Annotated in this window: 15 protein-coding genes and 1 tRNA gene; 15 read left to right on the forward strand and 1 reads right to left on the reverse strand. The window is 72.6% G+C overall.

What is annotated here, in order from left to right:
- Positions 1–89 precede the first annotated feature (89 nt).
- The 9 genes from ACZ58X_RS06435 (at position 90) to ACZ58X_RS06475 (ending at position 10,246) form a co-directional block, all read left to right on the forward strand.
- The gene (locus ACZ58X_RS06435; protein WP_470332549.1) at positions 90–728 is read left to right on the forward strand and encodes a hypothetical protein; all 639 of its coding nucleotides are present in this window, start codon (positions 90–92) and stop codon (positions 726–728) included.
- Between the two features lie 257 nt (positions 729–985).
- On the forward strand, positions 986–2,245 hold the full coding sequence (locus ACZ58X_RS06440) for an MFS transporter (protein WP_470332550.1): 1,260 nt from the start codon (positions 986–988) through the stop codon (positions 2,243–2,245).
- Complete coding sequence (locus ACZ58X_RS06445) at positions 2,242–3,513, forward strand: ATP-grasp domain-containing protein (protein ID WP_470332551.1); 1,272 nt, start codon at positions 2,242–2,244, stop codon at positions 3,511–3,513. Before ACZ58X_RS06440 ends, ACZ58X_RS06445 begins: the two co-directional genes overlap by 4 nt.
- A complete protein-coding gene (locus ACZ58X_RS06450) occupies positions 3,510–4,730 on the forward strand; it encodes a lysine N(6)-hydroxylase/L-ornithine N(5)-oxygenase family protein (RefSeq protein ID WP_470332552.1) in 1,221 nt (406 codons plus the stop codon). Before ACZ58X_RS06445 ends, ACZ58X_RS06450 begins: the two co-directional genes overlap by 4 nt.
- 2 nt (positions 4,731–4,732) lie before the next feature.
- On the forward strand, positions 4,733–5,128 hold the full coding sequence (locus ACZ58X_RS06455; protein WP_470332744.1) for a cupin domain-containing protein: 396 nt from the start codon (positions 4,733–4,735) through the stop codon (positions 5,126–5,128).
- Positions 5,125–6,219, forward strand: coding sequence for an FAD-dependent oxidoreductase (locus tag ACZ58X_RS06460; protein WP_470332553.1), 1,095 nt, complete (start codon positions 5,125–5,127; stop codon positions 6,217–6,219). The genes ACZ58X_RS06455 and ACZ58X_RS06460 overlap by 4 nt, the downstream gene beginning before the upstream one ends.
- 26 nt (positions 6,220–6,245) lie before the next feature.
- Positions 6,246–7,859, forward strand: coding sequence for a class I tRNA ligase family protein (locus ACZ58X_RS06465; protein ID WP_470332554.1), 1,614 nt, complete (start codon positions 6,246–6,248; stop codon positions 7,857–7,859).
- A 27-nt stretch (positions 7,860–7,886) separates the two neighbouring features.
- Entirely contained in the window at positions 7,887–9,104 is a 1,218-nt protein-coding gene (locus ACZ58X_RS06470; protein WP_470332555.1) for an ATP-grasp domain-containing protein, read from the forward strand.
- An 80-nt stretch (positions 9,105–9,184) separates the two neighbouring features.
- The gene (locus ACZ58X_RS06475; protein ID WP_470332556.1) at positions 9,185–10,246 is read left to right on the forward strand and encodes a threonine aldolase family protein; all 1,062 of its coding nucleotides are present in this window, start codon (positions 9,185–9,187) and stop codon (positions 10,244–10,246) included.
- Positions 10,247–10,401: 155 nt separating this feature from the next.
- Here ACZ58X_RS06475 and ACZ58X_RS06480 read toward each other — a convergent pair whose 3' ends face one another.
- On the reverse strand, positions 10,402–10,890 hold the full coding sequence (locus tag ACZ58X_RS06480) for a YajQ family cyclic di-GMP-binding protein (protein WP_470332557.1): 489 nt from the start codon (positions 10,888–10,890) through the stop codon (positions 10,402–10,404).
- Positions 10,891–11,108: 218 nt separating this feature from the next.
- Between ACZ58X_RS06480 and ACZ58X_RS06485 the strand changes: the two genes are divergently transcribed.
- The 6 genes from ACZ58X_RS06485 to kdpC all read left to right on the forward strand — a co-directional run bounded on the left by ACZ58X_RS06485 (position 11,109) and on the right by kdpC (position 18,365).
- Positions 11,109–11,189, forward strand: a tRNA-Tyr gene (locus tag ACZ58X_RS06485).
- A gap of 381 nt (positions 11,190–11,570) precedes the next feature.
- Positions 11,571–13,400: an APC family permease gene (locus ACZ58X_RS06490; RefSeq protein ID WP_470332558.1), complete on the forward strand. Its 1,830-nt coding sequence runs from the start codon at positions 11,571–11,573 to the stop codon at positions 13,398–13,400.
- A 446-nt stretch (positions 13,401–13,846) separates the two neighbouring features.
- Complete coding sequence (gene kdpF, locus ACZ58X_RS06495) at positions 13,847–13,936, forward strand: K(+)-transporting ATPase subunit F (protein WP_045693083.1); 90 nt, start codon at positions 13,847–13,849, stop codon at positions 13,934–13,936.
- A gap of 1 nt (position 13,937) precedes the next feature.
- Positions 13,938–15,599 carry a potassium-transporting ATPase subunit KdpA gene (kdpA, locus tag ACZ58X_RS06500; RefSeq protein ID WP_470332559.1) on the forward strand — a complete coding sequence of 554 codons (1,662 nt, stop codon included), beginning with the start codon at positions 13,938–13,940 and terminating at the stop codon, positions 15,597–15,599.
- The gene (kdpB, locus tag ACZ58X_RS06505) at positions 15,599–17,713 is read left to right on the forward strand and encodes a potassium-transporting ATPase subunit KdpB (protein ID WP_470332560.1); all 2,115 of its coding nucleotides are present in this window, start codon (positions 15,599–15,601) and stop codon (positions 17,711–17,713) included. Before kdpA ends, kdpB begins: the two co-directional genes overlap by 1 nt.
- A gap of 22 nt (positions 17,714–17,735) precedes the next feature.
- Positions 17,736–18,365, forward strand: coding sequence for a K(+)-transporting ATPase subunit C (gene kdpC, locus ACZ58X_RS06510; protein ID WP_470332561.1), 630 nt, complete (start codon positions 17,736–17,738; stop codon positions 18,363–18,365).
- Positions 18,366–18,521: the final 156 nt, after the last annotated feature.

Consider the following 18,521-nt stretch of genomic DNA (forward strand, 5'->3'; position numbering starts at 1 on the left):
GCGTACCCGCGGTGGCCGGGTCCGGACGGCGACCGCACGGTGTGAGTCAGGCGATCTCGCCTGACTCGCACCGAGAGGAAGCAGTACCCATGCGTGCCACCCGGATGGCCGCCGCGCTGACCGCAGCCCTCGCGCTGACCATGGTCGCCACGGCGTCCGCCACCGCCGCCGGCCACGGAGCCGCGGCCCCCCGCACCACCGTTTCCGCCCCCGTCGTCCCGGTCGCCCCGGTGACCGTCCCGGCACCGCCGACCACCCTCCCGGTCGTCGACCCGCCCACGGTCCCCGACACCCCTGCCGTGCCGGACGCCCCTGCGGTCCCCGATGCCCCTGCCGTGCCGGACACTCCCGCCGTGCCGGGCGCCCCCGCCGTGCCCGGAACCCCGGCGCTCCCGGCGCTCCCCGCCGTCCCGGCCACGCCGGACCCGAGCGCGGCCCTTGGCGCGCTCGGCGACGTCGTCAAGCTGGTCACCGGCCTGCTCTCGACGGTGACCTCGGCCGTCCCCGACGTCGGAGGTCTCGTCCAGCAGCTCCTCGCCACGTTGCAGGGCCTGCTCGGCCAACTCCCGAGCGTGCCGACGCTGCCCACCGTCCCGGGCGCCGCCGCGAGCCCGTCCCGGCAGCTCCCCGGTTCCGCACCCGCGGGCCTCCAGGAGCAGCTCGACGCCCTGCGCGCCCAGGCGCAGGCGCTCACCGGCGGCGCCCACTCCCACCCCGTCGCCGACTGACCGTCATCGGTCGCCCGTGACCGGCCGGCCCCCGTCGGCCGCCGCGCAAGGCCCCGCTCCCCGGAGCGGGGCCTTGTCGTCGTCCCGGCGTTCTCCAACAGATCTTCCTGTCGCAGCGTCAGATGAGCACAGATCTTCATGTCGGCGCAGGAAATGGATCTAGCTTTTCCGTTTCCGACGGGCTACGGTCGTGCTCATGCCGGGCTTCGAACAGCCCGGCCGGGGTGGCGATTTCCGAGGTTCACGGGGGAACTTCCATGGCGTCCGGCCGTACGGTGGGTTACTTCGCGCTGCGCTCGATCGGCTGGCTGGTGGACAACCTCCTGGTCTTCGGGATCCCCCTGCTCTGCTACCGGGTGACCGGCGGGCTCACCTGGTCGGGCCTGGCCGTGGTGCTGACCTGGACGCCCCGGCTGCTCTCGCTGGCCGGCGCGGGCTACCTGGTGGACCGGCTGTCGATCCGCCAGATCTTCCTGGTCAGCGACGCGGGACGGCTCGCCCTGGCGGCCCTCTGCTGCCTGCTGATCCTGCTCCGGCCGAGCACCGCGGTGCCCGTGGTGCTGGTCTTCGGGATGCTGTCCGGCGCGTTCTTCGAGCAGACCTTCGTGGCCGGCGAGAAGGCCGGACGGCTGCTCACCCCGCCGGAGCGGGCGGCCCGCACCCAGTCGGTGCTGACCGGCCTGGAACAGGCCGCCATCATCGCCGGGCCCGCCCTCGGCGGACTGCTGCTGCTCTTCCCGCCGGTGGTGTTCGTCGCCACGGCGGGAGCCGGCTACGCGGTCAGCCTGCTGCTCGCCCTCGCCCTGCCCGAGGGCAAGGCCGACCCGGACGCGGCGCCGTCCCCGCTGGCCGGCCTGCGCCGGACCGTACGGGATCCGGTGCTGCGCAGCGTGGTGCTGCTGACCATGGGGCTGAACTACCTGCTCAGCCTGCTGATCGGCAGCGCCCCGGCGCTGGTCGCCACCCGGTACGGCGTCTCGGAGAGCGCGCTCGGCTTCGTCTACTCGGCGGCCGGTGTCGCCTCGATCGCGGTGGTCGGCGTCGCCCCCTGGCTGATCGGCCGGCTCGGACTGTGGCGCTACGGCATCGGCCTGGCCCTCGCCTCCGCGCTGGTCTGCCTGGGGCTGTCCGCGGCCCCGGACCTGGCGCTGTTCGGCGTCGCCCTCGGGGTGTTCCTGGCCCTGGACTCGCTGTTCAGCGTCTACCTGCGCACCACCAGGGCCGAGCGGGTGCCGACCGGGGAGTACGGCAGCGCGGTCGCCGCGTTCGGCCTGCTGCTGGTGGCGCCGATGCCCGTCGCCGGGGCCACCCTCGCGCTGGCCGGCTCCTCGGTCGACCCGGCCACCCTGCTGCGGGTGGCCGCGGTCGGGGCGCTGGTCCTGACCCTCGCACTGCTGCCCGGGCTGGCCCGGGCCGGCCGCCCGGCCCCCGCCGACCCCCACCACCCGCACGACCCCCACCCCCACGACGCCGGAGCGGCGACCGTGGCCCACGAACGGGAAGACATAGCACGATGACCAAGCATTCCGACCGGCGCATCCTCGTGATCGAAGCCCTCTCGGGGGGTGTGCTGCTGGTCGAGGCCGCCCTGGACCTGGGGATCGGCGTCGTGGTCGCCAGCGCGGACACCGAGGACCGGGTGATGCCCGCGCACCTGCGCGACCGCATCGACGAGCTGGTGACCGTCGAGACCAACGACCTGCCCGCACTGCTCGCCGCGGTCCGCGAACTGCACCAGCGCCTCCCGCTGGCCGCGGTCTTCCCCGGCTGCGACGTCTACGTCCCCAACGCCGCGCACCTCGCCGCCGAGCTGGGCCTGACCGGCCTGGACGTGCGGACGGTGGAGCAGGTCCGGGACAAGACCCGGATGCGCGAGGCGGTCGAGGCCGCCGGGCTGCGCAGCCCGCGCTTCCTGGAGGTGAGCTCCGACGAGCACCTCGCGAAGGCCGCCGAGCACACCGGCTTCCCGTGCGTGGTCAAGCCGGTGGACCAGTCCGGCAGCCTCCACGTCTCGGTGGTCCACGACCTGGACCAGCTGACCGCCGCGTACCGCCGGCTCAGCACCGACGACTTCGTCGACCTCGGCCGCCCGATGATCGAGCGGGCCCTGGTCGAGGAGTACCTGGACGGGCCGGAGTACAGCGTCGAGGGCTACGTCCTCGACGGCACGACCACCGTCGTCGCGGTGACCGAGAAGCTCCTCGCGCCGGAGCCGTACTTCGCCGAGATCGGCCACCAGCTGCCCGCCGCCCTGTCGGCCGAGGCGTCGGCCGCGATCGAGGCGTACGTCCAGGGTGTCGTCCGGGCGGTCAACCTCACCGTCGGGCCGTTCCACTGCGAACTGCGGCTCACCGCCCAGGGCCCGGCCCTGGTCGAGATCGGCGCCCGGATGGGCGGCGACCGGATCGCCGAACTGGCCCAGCTCGCCACCGGCGTCAGCCTGCCCAGGGTCTGGCTGGCCGGGCTGCTCGGCCTCGACCCGGGGGAGGCCGGCGCCTTCGGCGAGCCGGTCGCGGCGGTCGCCGGCATCCACTTCTTCACCGCCCCCGGCGAGACCCGCTTCGACCGGGCCGCCGGCCTGGACACCGCGGCCGCCCTGCCGGGCGTGCGCGAGGTCCGGCTCGACCTCGCCCCGGGCGACCCGATCCACCCGCACCTGGACGACTTCCGCTGCCGGCTCGGCCAGGCGGTCTTCACCGCCGACTCCCCGGCCGCCGCCACCGCGCTGCGCGGCGCGGTCGACGCCGCCGTCCGGATCAACCCGCAAGCGGAGGAGGAACGGTGAGCGAGCTCCTCGACTACCTGGCGGTCGGCGCCGGCCCGGCCAACCTCAGCCTGGCCGCCCAGGCCGAAGCCCACCCGGGCACCACCGGACTGCACCTGGACCGCCGCGAACGGCCCGCCTGGCACCCGGGGCTGCTGCTCCCCGACGCCACCCTGCAGAACTCGCCGTTCAAGGACCTGGTCACCCCGGTCGACCCGACCAGCCGGTTCTCCTTCCTGGCCTTCCTCGCCGCCAAGGGCCGGTTCTACCAGTTCCTGACCGCCCGCTTCCCGGCCGTCCACCGCGCCGAGTTCAACCAGTACCTCGGCTGGGTGGCCGACCAGCTCGGCGACACCGTCCGCTACGACCACGACGTGACGGAGGTCCGCTTCCACGGCGACCACTTCGAGACCGAGACCTCCCGGGGCAGCTTCCGCTCCCGGCACCTCGTCCTCGGCGCGGGCCCGCAGCCGTACCTCCCGCCGGTGCTGGAGGGCGCCACCGGACCGGCCGTGTTCCACTCCAGCGAGTTCGTCCAGCACGCCGAGGCACTGGCCGGCCGCCGGGTCGCCGTGGTCGGCGGCGGGCAGAGCGGCGCCGAGATCGTCCGCCACCTGCTGGTCGGCCAGACCCGCCCGGAGCGGGTCACCTGGGTCAGCCGGCGGCCCGGCTTCCTGCCGCTGGACGAGTCGGCCTTCACCAACGACCTGTACCTGCCGGAGGCCGCCCAGGACTTCTTCGGACGGCCCAAGGAGCAGCGGGCCGCCCTGCTGGCCGAGCAGAAGTACGCCAGCGACGGCGTCAACGAGGGCCTGCTGGCCGAGCTGTACCGGATCGTCTACCTGACCAGCCACGTCGAGGGGCGTCCGGAGCTGATCCGGCTGCTGCCCGGGCACGAGGTCGCCGGGCTCGCCGAACAGGCCGACGGGCTGCGCCTGGAGCTCAAGTCCGCCGAGGCCGAGACCGCGGTGGACTGCGACGCGGTCGTGCTGGCGACCGGCTACGTCCAGCAACTGCCCCAGTGCCTGGGCGCGTTGACCGGACGGCTGCGGCTGGAGGACGGGCTCCCGGTCGTCCGGGCGGACTACTCGGTGGAGTGGGACGGGCCGGACGACCACCGGATCTACCTGCAGAACGGTGCCCGGCACGCGTTCGGCATCACCGATCCCAACCTCGGCCTGCTCGCCTGGCGCAGCCGGGTGATCCTCGACAGCATCCGTACGAACGGGGGTTCTTGACGATGCATCAGCTAAATGGGACGACGGGCCCGGGTGCCGGGGCCGAGGGGCGGTCCGTCGAGGTCCGCTACCTCGCACCCGACGTCGACGAGACCGGCACCTCCAGCCTGGAGGCCGACCTGGACGCGGCCGAGGTCCTCGCGGCCGTCGGCCGGCTGCCCGTCAACCTGGCGGTGTTCACCGTGCCCCCGCACTCGGCCACCATGGCCGACTGCCACGCCTCGCAGGAGCTGTGGCTGGTCCAGCACGGCCACGGGGTGATCACCTGCGGCGGCCGCGAGCACCCGGCCCGCCCGGGCGGGCTGTACGCGCTCCCGGGCGGCGAGGAGCACCGGCTGCACACCGCCGACGAGGAGATGACGGTGCTCTCCATCTGGTGGCGGGGGGCCGACGCATGAACGCGCGCGGAACGTACGACCTCGCGGTGATCGGCACCGGCATCGTCGGCGCCACCGCCGTCGGCCTGGCCGCGCTGCGCCACCCGGACGCCTCGGTGGTCGCGGTCTGCGCGGGCGCCGTGCACGACGGCTCGACCGTCCGCTCGCTCGCGGTGGACATCCCGGCCGGGCGGACTGAGGAGCAGCGGGCGCTGGCCCGCCGCAGCCTCGAACTCCGGGCCGAACTGGCCGGGCTCGCACCGGCGTTGAACGCCCGGGTGCGGCGCGCGTACTGGGTGCTGCCGGCCGGTGGCGCGGCCGGCGTCGACGACCAGCTGGTCGGCGACGCGCTGGCGCCCTGCCGGTCCGAGCAGGAGGAGCGGCTGCGGGCCGTGTTCGGCGGACCGGTCGGCGGGGCGGGCACCGAGCTGCGGCGCTCCGCCGAGGCGACGTTCTCCGAACCCGCCGAGGCCGTCGAGCAGTTGCTCCGGCCCCTCACCGACGGGGCCCCCGCCGACGGCCCGCGGCGCGACCTGGCCGAGGGCTTCGCGGTGCGCGCCGTCGAGCCCTGCGCGGACGGCTACCGGCTGATCGCCGAGGACGGCGGCGAACTGACCGCCCGCCGGGTGCTGGCCGCCCCCGGCGCCGCCACCCTGACCGGCCCGTTCGCCGCGACGGCGAAGCGGTTCGGCGCCCGGACCAAGAAGATCGTCGCCTACCGGCTGCGCGGCGGAGAGCCCGGCGGGCACCGCCCGCTGCTGGTGCTGGACGAGCCGGACGCCTTCCTGCTGCCCGTCGGGGAGGGCCGGGACTGGTGCTACAGCATCACCAGCACCGACTGGGACTGCCCGTCCGAGCGCACCCGGCTGGCGCCGAACCCCGCCGACCGGGCGCTGGCCGAGGCCATCCTGGCCGAGCAACTCCCCGGATTCCGGCCAGAGTTCACCGGCTGCCGGACCGGCGCCGACCTCTACCTGCCGGACTTCGCCCCGCTGATCACCCCGCTGGACGGCCTGGACGGCGTCGTCCTGGCGACCGGTGGCGCGGGCTCCGGCTTCCGGCTCGCCCCGGCCATGGCCGAGGGCGCGCTCGCCCTGCTGGGCCTCGACTGACCTCCCGACAGCACCTGAGGACCACGATGCGAACCAACGCCACCCCCCGTCACTACCTGCTCGTCCCCCCGGAGCCCACCCCCAACGGGCACCTGCACCTGGGCCACATCGCCGGCCCCTTCCTGCGGGTGGACGCGCTCGCCCGCTTCCTGCGGATGCGCGGCGACCGTCCGGCGATCATGACCGGCACCGACGCCTACGAGCCCTGGGTCGCCATGAAGGCCCGGGTCGACGGCGTCGACCCGGGCGAGGTCGTCGCCCACTACCACGAGGTCATGCAGGCCGACCTCGCCGCGCTGCGGATCGGCATGGACGAGTTCGTCAACCCCGCCGAGGAGCCCTGGCACGGCCTGTTCCAGCGCGAGATCGACGAGAGCGTCGCCCGGCTGGACGCCCGCGGCGCGGTGAGCACGCTGATCGAGAAGGTCCCGTACGAGCCGACCGCCGGCCGCTTCGTGGTCGGCCCGCTGCTGCTCGGCCGCTGCCCGGACTGCGGCACCGAGGTGGCCAGCTACTTCTGCGAGGGCTGCGGCGCGCACTTCCGCCCGGAGGAGGTGGTCGAGCCGCGCCCGCGGCTGGCCACGGACGCCGACTGGCAGTGGCGGCAGATCGCCACCCGCTTCCTGCGCACCGCCGGACTGGCCGAACTGGAGCCCGAGTTCGACCGCCTGGACCTCGCCGAGCGGTACCGCTCGACCGTCCGGGCGCTGCTCGGCCGGGGCGGCGCCACCATCCGGCTGAGCGTCCCCGAGACCTGGGGGATGGCGCTGGCCGGCGGCGAGGACGGCGTCCCGTCCAGCCTGTTCTCGTACACCGGCGGCTTCATGTTCGCCCGGCTGCTCGGCGAGATCCACCGGCAGCGGATCGGCGCCGAGGTCAACTCCTTCTCGCCCGACTCCGACGTGGTCACGGTGACCAGCCTCGGCTGCGACAACGTGGTGTCCGCGCTGATCTGCATCAACGCCGTCGCCCTGGTGCACGGGGACACCCGGCCCTACGACCGGGTGCTGATCAACGAGTTCTACCAGCTGGCCGGGGAGAAGTTCTCCACCAGCCGCCGGCACGCGATCACCGCCTCGGGCGTCGCGAAGGTCCGCGGGCTGACCCCGGACGCCGTCCGCTACCACCTCGCCCTGGTCAACCCGGAGACCTCGCAGACCAGTTTCGAGCCCAAGGAGTTCCTGGACGCCGTCAACCACCGGCTGGCCGGCGTCCTGGAGGACCGGATCGCCGCCGCCTGGGAGCGGCTGCCGGCCGAACCGGCGGCGCTCCCCGCGCCGGAGCTGGCCGCGCTCGACGAGCACCTGGACCGGCTGGAGCGCGCCCTGGATGGCCCGACCGTGCGGATGGCCGAGGCCGGCGCGGTGCTGGACTCCTGGATCGACCGGATCGCCGCCCTCCCCGAGGCCGACCGCACCCCCGACCAGGGCTACTGGTGGCTCAAGGGACTGGCCCTGCTGGGCTTCCCGATCATGCCGGACTTCGCCGCTGACCTCTGGCGCCGGCTCGGCGGCACCGGCGACCCGGGCTTCGCCGCCTTCCCGGAGCGCCCGGCCCCGGCCACCGTCGCGCACCGGCGGTGGTTCACCCCGGTCACCGCGGCCGACTTCGCCGCCTGCCTGCCGGAAACCCTGAGCTGATCCCCACCACCCCTTCGGAGCCCCCGCGTGCCTGAACACCCGCACTACCTGGTCGTCAACCGGTACGACGACGAGGACGCCGAGTACCGGCGGTACTGCGCCGGCCACCCCTGCGACCTCTCGGTCGTCACCACGCCCGACGGGGTGCCCGCGCTCGGCCCGATCGAGCCCGGGCGCGTGGTCACCGTGCCCGACCTGGAGTTCGCCACCGTCCTGGCGGCCGCGCTGGAACTGCGGGAGCGGCACGGCGCCTTCGACGGCGTGGTCGGCCTGTCGGAGTACGACGTGCTGACGGCCGCCCGGGTGCGCGAGGCGGTCGGCGCCCCCGGCCCCTCGGCCGACCTGGTGCGGGCGTTCAAGGACAAGGTGGTGATGAAGGAGCGGGTGGCCGCGGCCGGACTGGCGGTGCCGCGGTTCGCCGCGCTGGCGGGCGGCGCGTCGGCCGCCGAGCTGGAACGCGCGGTCGGCTTCCCGATGGTCCTCAAGCCGCGGGCCCGCGCCGGTTCGGCCGGCGTCCGGATCGTCCACGACTCCGCCGCCCTGACGGCGGCGCTCGCGGAGACCGACGCCGAGGAGTACGAGTGCGAGGAGTACGTCTCCTCGGAGATCTACCACGTCGACGGGGTGCTCGCGGACGGCCGCGAGCACTTCGTCAGCGTCTCCGGCTACGTCAACACCCCGCTGGAGTTCACCGAGGGCCGCCCGCTCGGCTCGGTGTTCCTGGACCCGGGCGCGCTGCGGGACGAGCTCGCCGCCTTCGCGCTGGCCTGCGTCCGGGCGCTCGGCCTGCAGACCGGCTGCTTCCACCTGGAGGTGATCCGCCGGCCGAACGGCGAACCGGTCTTCCTGGAGGTCGGCATGCGCCCGGGCGGCGCCGAGGTCCCCTTCGTCCATCGGGAGGTGCACGGCATCGACCTGATGGCGGAGACCTTCCGCACGGTGCTCGGCCTCCCGCTGGAGTCGGCCGGCCGCGGCTTCGAGCACGCCAGCGCCGGCTGGGTCGTCATGCCCGAGCCCGCGGTCCGGCCCGCCCGGGTGCTGGACCGCACCCCGATGAAGGGCGTGGTCCCGCAGGTGTACGCCGAGGTGCTGCCCGAGCCCGGCGCCGTGTACGACGGCACCGGCGGCTACTTCCACGTCCCGGGCCGCTTCCGGCTGACCGGGCCGGACGAGCGGAGCGTGCGGGCCGCGGCCCGCCGGATCATGGCCGAGTACCGGCTCGACGTCGAACCCGCCCGCCCGTGACGACCGCCCCCGTGACGACCGCCCCCGTGACGACCAAACCCCGTTCCGGCAACCCCGTTCCAATGGAGGACCAGCACCCGATGACCCCGCAGCGTCGACACGACCCCGAGCTCCGCGCCTTCGCCAGCGACAACTACGCGGGCGTCCACCCCGAGGTGTTGGCGGCGATCGCCGTCGCCAACGGCGGCCACCAGGTCAGCTACGGCGAGGACGTCTACACCGAGCACCTCCAGGAGGTGTTCCGCGACCACTTCGGCCCGTCCGCCGAGGTGTTCCCGGTGTTCAACGGCACCGGCGCCAACGTGGTCGCGCTGCAGGCCATGATGGACCGCCGGGACGCCCTGGTCTGCGCCGAGAGCGCGCACGTCAACGTGGACGAGGGCGGTGCGCCGGAGGTGATGGCCGGCCTCAAGCTGCACACCGTCCCGGCCTGGGACGGCAAGCTCACCCCCGAGCTGATCGACCGCCAGGCCTACGGCTTCGACAACGAGCACCGGGCCCGCCCCGCCGTCGTCTCGATAGCCCAGTCCACCGAGGTCGGCACCTGCTACACGCCCGAGGAGATCCGGGCGATCTGCGACCACGCGCACGGCCTGGGCATGAAGGTCTACCTCGACGGCGCCCGGCTGGCCAACGCCGCCGCCACCCTGGGCGTCCCGATGCGGGCCTTCACCACCGACGCCGGCGTGGACGCCTTCTCGCTCGGCGGCACCAAGAACGGCCTGCTGCTCGGCGAGGCGGTCGTGGTGCTGAACCCGGAGGCCGTCCAGGGCATGCGCTACCTGCGCAAGACCTCGATGCAGCTGGCCTCCAAGATGCGCTTCGTCTCGGTCCAGTTCGAGGCCCTCCTGGGCACCGACCTCTGGCTGCGCAGCGCCTCCCACGCCAACGCGATGACCCAGCGGCTGTTCACGGCCGTCCGGGACCTGCCCGGCATCCGGATCGACCGCCCGGTGCAGGCCAACCAGATCTTCGCCGTGCTGCCGCCGGCCGCCACCGAGGCCCTGCAGAAGCGCTTCCGCTTCTACACCTGGGACGTGCAGAGCGGCGAGGTCCGCTGGATGACCTCCTTCGACACCACCGAGGCCGACGTCGACGCCTTCGCCGCCGCGATCGCCGAGGAGCTTGCCGCAGCGCTCTGACCGCCCGGCCGCCCGGCCGTCCCGCTGCCCTGCCGCACTGGTCGTGCCGGCCCCACCGGCCGCACCGATGCGAACGGCCCCGCCCCCGGACCGGGAGCGGGGCCGTGCCGTCCTGCCGCCCACCCGCGCACGGGGGCGGGCCGGCCGGGGGTCGACTAGCGGTAGTTCACGTACTGGATCGCGAAGTCGAGGTCCTTGCCCTTGAGCAGGGCCTGGACGGCCTGGAGGTCGTCGCGGCTCTTGGAGCTGACGCGCAGCTCGTCGCCCTGGACCTGGGCCTTGACGCCCTTCGGGCCCTCGTCCCGGATGATCTTCGCGACCTTCTTGGCATCCTCCGTGGTGATGCCCTCCTTGATGTCCGCGAAGATCTTGTACTCCTTGCCGGACAGCTGCGGCTCACCGGCGTCCAGAGCCTTCAGCGACAGGCCGCGCTTGACGAACTTCGTCTGCAGCACGTCCAGGATGGCGAGCACGCGCTCCTCGCCGTTGGCCTTCATCTCGATCTTCTCGCCGGAGCGCTTGATCTCGCCGCCCACGCCCTTGAAGTCGAAGCGGGTGGCGATCTCGCGGGAGGTCTGGTTGATCGCGTTGTCGACCTCCTGCCACTCGACCTTCGAGACGATGTCGAAACTGGAGTCGGCCATGGGTGTTGGTCTCCTTGATGCTCTGGCTTCACTGACACGGCCCGCCCCACCGGGCGCCCGCCGCCCAAGCCTATCCAGCGTCACCCGGGCCCCGCCCGTGACCGCCGCGCGGCGGTCCTTGATCGTCGCGTGATCTACCGAGTGGCGTAGCACCCCCCGGGATCAGGTATGGTTTACCACGTCGAACGGCGCCGCGAGGCCCCGCGAGACACCATCCTGGCTGGTTGCCCGAGCGGCCAAAGGGAGCAGACTGTAAATCTGTCGCGCAAGCTACGCAGGTTCGAACCCTGCACCAGCCACAGGATAGAGAACAGCCCCCGATCTGCGGAAACGCGGATCGGGGGCTTTTTCGTGCGGTCCGGGCGGAATCGAACGGCGGGGCCGTCCGGGTGCGGCCGCCTGGCACTTATTGCACATTGCTTGCAATTACCTTTCCCAGGCAGCAGAGTGGGAGCCCGGGGGTGGGAGTCCTTCGACCGAGCTGATCGTCTTCCCAACCGGCGCCCGCCGGGACAACGGCTCACCCCACCCCCGCCAAGACCCCCTCCCGCCGTACGGCCGCGGCGTCAAGGCCGCGTCAAGGGCGCTGGTGACGGCGTCAGGAACGCGTAGGGGACGGGCGCGCCCCGGGCGCGCGAACCGCAGGATTCGGAGAACTACCGACTGCGGAGGTCCGTCCGATGTCCAGCGCCATCTCCACCCCGGCCGTCACGGCCGACGAACCGCCGGACACCGGGGCGGGCGACGAGCGGCACCGGCTCAGCGCGCTCGGCGGCCTGGCGGCGCTGTCGCTGGACGCGATGGCCTCGGTGGCCTACGGCCCGGAGTCGATCGTGCTGGTGCTGGCCGCGGCCGGCGCGTACGGGCTGGGCTTCACGGTGCCGGTCACGGTGGCGATCGCCGTCCTGCTCGCGGTGCTGGTCGCCTCCTACCGGCAGGTGATCGCGGCCTTCCCGGACGGCGGCGGCTCGTACGCGGTCGCCAAGGCCCACCTGGGGCGCCGGACGGCGCTGACCGCGGCTGCCTCGCTGGTGATCGACTACATCCTGAACGTCGCGGTCTCGGTGACCGCCGGAGTGGCGGCCCTGACCTCCGCCATCCCCGGCCTGTACGACGACCGGGTCTGGCTCTGCCTGGGCGTGCTCGCCCTGGTGACCGCCGTCAACCTGCGCGGCATCGCCGAGTCGGCCCGCTGGTTCCTGGTGCCGACCGCCGTCTTCGTGCTCTCCATCCTGGCGATCATCGTGGTCGGCCTGTTCCGGGACGCCCCGGCCAGCACCGCGGCCGCCGCCGGCCACGCCTCGGTGCTCGCCGAGAACGCCACCGCGGTCGGCGCGCTGCTGCTGCTCAAGGCCTTCGCGGCCGGTTGTTCCGCGCTGACCGGCGTCGAGGCGGTGGCCAACGCCGTCCCCTCCTTCCGGACCCCGCGGGTGAAGCGGGCCCAGCACACCGAGGTCGCGCTGGGCGCCCTGCTCGGCGTGATGCTGATCGGCCTGGCCGTGCTGATCGGCCGCTTCCACCTCCAGCCGGTCGACGGCGTCACCGTGCTCGCCCAGCTCGCGGACGCCTCGCTCGGCCACGGCGCCGGCTTCTTCGTGGTCCAGTTCGCCACCGTGGTCCTGCTCGGCCTCGCCGCCAACACCTCCTTCGGCGGCCTGCCGGTGCTGATGGACCTGCTCGCCCGGGACAACCACCTCCCGCACGTCTTCGCGCTGCGCGCCGACCGCCAGGTGTACCGGTACGGCGTGCTGTTCCTGGCCGCGGTGTCGGCCGCGCTGCTGGTCGGCTCCGGCGGCGACGTCAACGACCTGGTGCCGCTCTTCTCGATCGGCGTGTTCGTCGGCTTCACCATCTGCCAGGTCGGCATGGTCCGGCACTGGCACCTGAACCGCCCGGCCGGCTGGCGGTGGAGGGCCGCGCTGAACGGCTTCGGCGCGGTGCTGACCGGCGTCGCGAGCCTCGTGGTGACCGGCACCAAGTTCACCGAGGGCGCCTGGGGCATCGTGGTGGCCCTGCCCCTGCTGGTGGTGCTGTTCGAGGCGATCCACCGCAGCTACGGGCGGATCGGCGAGCGGCTGGAACTCGGCCGGGTGCCGGGCGCGGTGACCCGCCGGCGCAGCCTGGTGGTGGTCCCGGTGACGGCCATCACCCGGCTCACCCGGGACGGCCTGTCGGCGGCGCTCTCGCTGGGCGACGAGGTGTTCGCGGTGACCGTGGTGCACGATCCGGCGGACGCCGAGGCGCTGCGCCGGGACTGGGAGCTGTGGCAGCCCGGCGTGCCCCTGCTGGAGATCGCGGAGGACCACCGGCGGCTCGGCCAGCCGATCGCCGACTTCGTCAACCGACTGGGCGAGGAGCACGCCTACGACCGGCTCACCGTGCTGATCCCCGAGGTCGAGCCCGCGCACTGGTGGCAGCGGGCGCTGCAGAACCGGCGCGGCGCCGTGATCGACCGCGCCCTGCGCCGGCACACCGACGCGGTGGTCTGCCGGCTGCGGATGCGGATGTGACCCGACTGCCCCGGTAGGGGCGACGGACGGGCCCCGGTACGACGCCGTGTCGGACCGGGGCCCGGCGCGTGCCCGCGCGAAGCGCGCTGCCCGAAGCGCGCTGCCCGAAGCGCGCTGCCCGAAGCGCGCCGCTCGAAGCGCGCCGCTCGAAGCGCCCCAGGTCTCGGCCCGATCACAGTGGTCTCGGCCCGGTGAAGCGGGCGTCAAGGTCGCGTCAACGGACCGCTGTCACCCGTATGGAGGGCGTCAGGGCTCCCTAACGCACCTTAGACGGCTGATTTGCTTCCTCTGCCGGTCGTCCGCCGGCGCCGTACGGAGGCCATTCGGCCCGGTCGCGGCATCTCCCGAACCACGCTGGTGGAGCCCATGTCCGATCTCATCTACGTCGGTGTCACGGTCGCCGTGTTCGCCGTCATCGCCCTGATCGCGCGGGGGGTGGAGAAGCTGTGAGCGCCGAGAACATCGCTGGTCTGGTCGTGGCCGTCGCTCTCGTCGGCTACCTCGTCGTGGCGCTGATCTTCCCGGAGAAGTTCTGACATGGGATCCACTCTCGCGGGCTGGTCGCAGGCCCTCGCCCTCGTCGGCGCGCTGGCCCTGTGCTACCGCCCCCTTGGCGACTACATCGCCAAGCTCCTCACCACCTCCAAGCACCTCAGAGCCGAGCGCGGCATCTACAAGCTGATCGGGGTCGACGGTGACGCCGACCAGCGCTGGCCGGTGTACCTGCGCTCGGTGCTGGCCTTCTCGGCCGTCTCGGTGCTCTTCCTCTACGGCCTGATCCGGCTCCAGGGCTACCTGCTGCTGAACCTGGGCGTCCCGCAGATGGAGGGCCACCAGGCCTGGAACACCGCGATCTCCTTCGTCACCAACACCAACTGGCAGTCCTACAGCGGCGAGTCCGCGATGGGCCACCTGGTGCAGATGGCGGGCCTGGCGGTGCAGAACTTCGTCTCCGCGGCCGTCGGCATCGCCGTCGTCGCCGCGCTGATCCGGGGCTTCACGCGCAACCGCACCGACCGGGTCGGCAACTTCTGGGTGGACCTCGTCCGGATCAACCTGCGGCTGCTGCTGCCGCTGGCGTTCGTCTTCGCCCTGGTCCTGGCCGCCAACGGCCTGATCCAGAACTTCCACGGCTTCACCGAGGCGCACACCCTCACCGGTGAGATCCAGAAGATCCCGGGCGGCCCGGTGGCCTCCCAGGAGGTCATCAAGGAACTCGGCACCAACGGTGGCGGCTTCTTCAACGCGAACTCCTCGCACCCGTTCGAGAACTCCACCGGTTTCACCAACTGGATCGAGATCTTCCTCATCCTGCTGATCCCGTTCGCCCTGCCCCGGACCTTCGGCCGGATGGTGGGCGACAACCGCCAGGGCTACGCCATCGTCGCGGTGATGGGTCTGTTCTGGGTGGCCTCGACCGCTCTGATGACCCTCGCCGAGTCGCAGCACCACGGCACCGCCCTGCAGGCCGCCGGCAGTGCGATGGAGGGCAAGGAGCAGCGCTTCGGGATCGCGGCCAGTGCCTTGTTCGCCACGTCGACCACCCTGACCTCGACCGGTGCGGTGAACTCGTTCCACGACTCGTTCACGCCGTTCGGCGGCGGTCTGACGATCTTCAACATGATGCTGGGCGAGATCGCGCCCGGCGGTGTGGGCTCCGGCCTGTACGGCATGCTGATCCTCGCCGTCGTGGCCGTGTTCGTCGCCGGCCTGATGGTCGGCCGCACCCCCGAGTACCTGGGCAAGAAGCTCGGCGGCCGGGAGATGAAGTTCGCCTCGCTGTACATCCTCACCACCCCGACCATCGTGCTGGTCGGCACGGGCGTGGCGATGGCGCTGCCGGGCGAGCGGGCCGGGATGCTCAACTCGGGCGCCCACGGCTTCTCCGAGGTGCTGTACGCCTTCACCTCGGCCGCCAACAACAACGGTTCGGCCTTCGCGGGCATCACCGTCAACACGGACTGGTACGACACGGCGCTGGGCCTGTGCATGGTGTTCGGCCGCTTCCTGCCGATCGTCTTCGTCCTGGCGCTGGCCGGGTCGCTCGCCCAGCAGCAGCCGGTGCCGGCCACTCCGGGCACCCTGCCCACCCACAAGCCGCTGTTCGTGGGCCTGCTGTCGGGCGTGATCCTGATCGTCGTCGGCCTCACCTACTTCCCGGCCCTGGCCCTCGGGCCGCTCGCGGAAGGTCTCTCCTGATGTCCACCCCTACGCTCAACCCCGCACCGGCCGACAAGGCCGAGCCCGCCGCGCCGCACAGAGTGCAGAGCGGCCTCCTCGACCCGAAGCTGATCGTCGCCTCCCTGCCGGACGCGGTGAAGAAGCTCGACCCCCGGGTGATGGTCAAGAACCCGGTGATGTTCGTGGTCGAGGTGGGCTCGGTGGTCACCACCGTCTCCGCGATCGCCGACCCGTCCGTGTTCGCCTGGGCGATCACCGTCTGGCTCTGGCTCACCACGATCTTCGCCAACCTGGCGGAGGCCGTCGCCGAGGGCCGCGGCAAGGCCCAGGCCGACACCCTGCGCAAGACCAAGACCGAGAGCGTCGCCCGCCGGCTCACCGACTGGCCCGCCACCCAGGCCGAGGAGGAGGTGCCCGGCACCGCGCTCCGGCTCGGTGACCACGTGGTGGTCGAGGCCGGTCAGGTCATCCCCGGCGACGGCGACGTGGTCGAGGGCGTCGCGTCCGTCGACGAGTCGGCGATCACCGGTGAGTCCGCGCCGGTCATCCGCGAGTCCGGCGGCGACCGCTCCGCGGTGACCGGCGGCACCAAGGTGCTGTCCGACCGGATCGTGGTGAAGATCGCCTCGGAGCCCGGCAAGTCCTTCATCGACCGGATGATCGCCCTGGTCGAGGGCGCCGCCCGGCAGAAGACGCCGAACGAGATCGCGCTCAACATCCTGCTGGCCTCGCTGACCATCGTCTTCCTGGTCGCGGTCGTCACCCTCCAGCCGATGGCGACCTTCGCGGGCGCCCCGCAGTCGATGATCGTCCTGGTCGCCCTGATCGTGGCGCTCATCCCGACCACGATCGGCGCGCTGCTCTCCGCGATCGGCATCGCGGGCATGGACCGCCTGGTCCAGCGCAACGTGCTGGCGATGTCCGGCCGCGCCGTCGAGGCCGCCGGCGACGTCAACACCCTGCTGCTCGACAAGACCGGCACCATCACCCTGGGCAACCGCCAGGCCGCCGAGTTCCTGCCCGCCCCGGGCGTGTCCACGGACGAACTGGCCGGCGCCGCCCAGCTCTCCTCGCTCGCCGACGAGACTCCCGAGGGCCGCTCGATCGTGGTCCTGGCCAAGACCGAGTACGGTCTGCGGGCCCGCGCCCAGGGCGAGTTGACGCACGCCACCTGGGTCCCGTTCACCGCCCAGACCCGGATGTCGGGCGTGGACCTGGACGAGGCCGACGGCGTCCACCAGGTCCGCAAGGGCGCGGCCGGCTCGGTCTCCAACTGGGTGACCGAGAACGGCGGTTCGGTCGGCGGCGAGGTCGCCGCGCTGGTCGACGGCATCTCCGCCGCCGGTGGCACCCCGCTGGTGGTGGCGGCCAAGGTCGGCAGCAGGCCGGCCCGCGTCCTGGGGGTCATCCACCTCAAGGACGTGGTCAAGGAGGGCATGCGGGAGCGCTTCGACGAGCTGCGCCGGATGGGCATCAAGACCATCATGATCACGGGCGACAACCCGCTGACCGCCAAGGCGATCGCGGAGGAGGCCGGCGTGGACGACTTCCTCGCCGAGGCCACGCCTGAGGACAAGATGGCCCTGATCAAGAAGGAGCAGGAGGGCGGCAAGCTGGTCGCGATGACCGGCGACGGCACCAACGACGCCCCCGCGCTCGCCCAGGCCGACGTCGGCGTCGCGATGAACACCGGGACCATGGCGGCCAAGGAGGCCGGCAACATGGTCGACCTGGACTCCAACCCGACCAAGCTGATCGAGATCGTGGAGATCGGCAAGCAGCTGCTGATCACCCGCGGTGCGCTGACCACCTTCTCGATCGCCAACGACGTGGCCAAGTACTTCGCGATCATCCCCGCGATGTTCGCCGGGGTCTACCCGGGCCTGCGGCACCTCAACATCATGGGCCTGCACAGCCCGCAGTCCGCGATCACCTCGGCGATCATCTTCAACGCCCTGGTCATCGTCGGCCTGATCCCGCTCGCCCTGCGCGGCGTGAAGTACCGCCCGTCCGACGCCAGTTCACTGCTGCGCCGCAACATCGGGGTCTACGGGTTCGGCGGTCTGGTGGTGCCGTTCGTCGGCATCAAGCTGATCGACCTGATCGTCCAGTTCATCCCCGGCCTCAGCTGACGCAGGGAAGGAGAGAAGCACCATGTCCAAGCCCCTGCCGACGACCGTCCGCACCCACTTCACCGCACTGCGCGTGCTGCTGGTGCTCACGGTGATCCTCGGAGTCGCCTACCCGTTGCTGGTCACCGGGATCAGCCAGGTCGCGTTCAGTGACAAGGCCAACGGCTCGCTGGTGAAGTCCGACGGGAAGGTGATCGGTTCCAGCCTGCTCGGCCAGAACTACAACCTCCCCAAGAAGAACCCGGACGACCCGAAGGAGGAGCCGGTGCCGGACCCGAAGTGGTTCCAGCCCCGCCCCTCCGCCAACAACTACGCCGGCGACAGCTCCGGCGCCAGCAACCTCGGTCCGAACAGCGACGACCTGCTCAAGGCCGTCAACGACCGCCGCGCCGCCGTCGCCGAGTTCGACGGCGTCGACCCGGCGAGCGTCCCGGCCGACGCGCTGACCGCCTCCGGCTCCGGCCTCGACCCGCACATCTCGGTGGCCTACGCCGAGGAGCAGGTGAACCGGGTCGCCAAGGAGCGCAAGCTGCCGGTGGAGACGGTCACCAAACTGGTCCGTACGTACACCGAGAGCCGCTCGCTCGGCTTCCTCGGCAACGAGGGCGTCAACGTCGTCCTGCTCAACCGGGCGATCAGCGAAGCGAAGTGACCGGGCAGCAGTGACCGAGCAGAAGTGATCGGACAGTGACACCGCACCACATACCAGGATGACCGGGCCGGGGGGGGGGGGGGGGGGGGGGGGGGGGGTGGGGGGGGGGGGGGGGGGGGGGGTGAGGGCGGAAGATCACGATCCCCCCACCCACCC

This window comes from Kitasatospora sp. NPDC040550, from assembly GCF_055594965.1.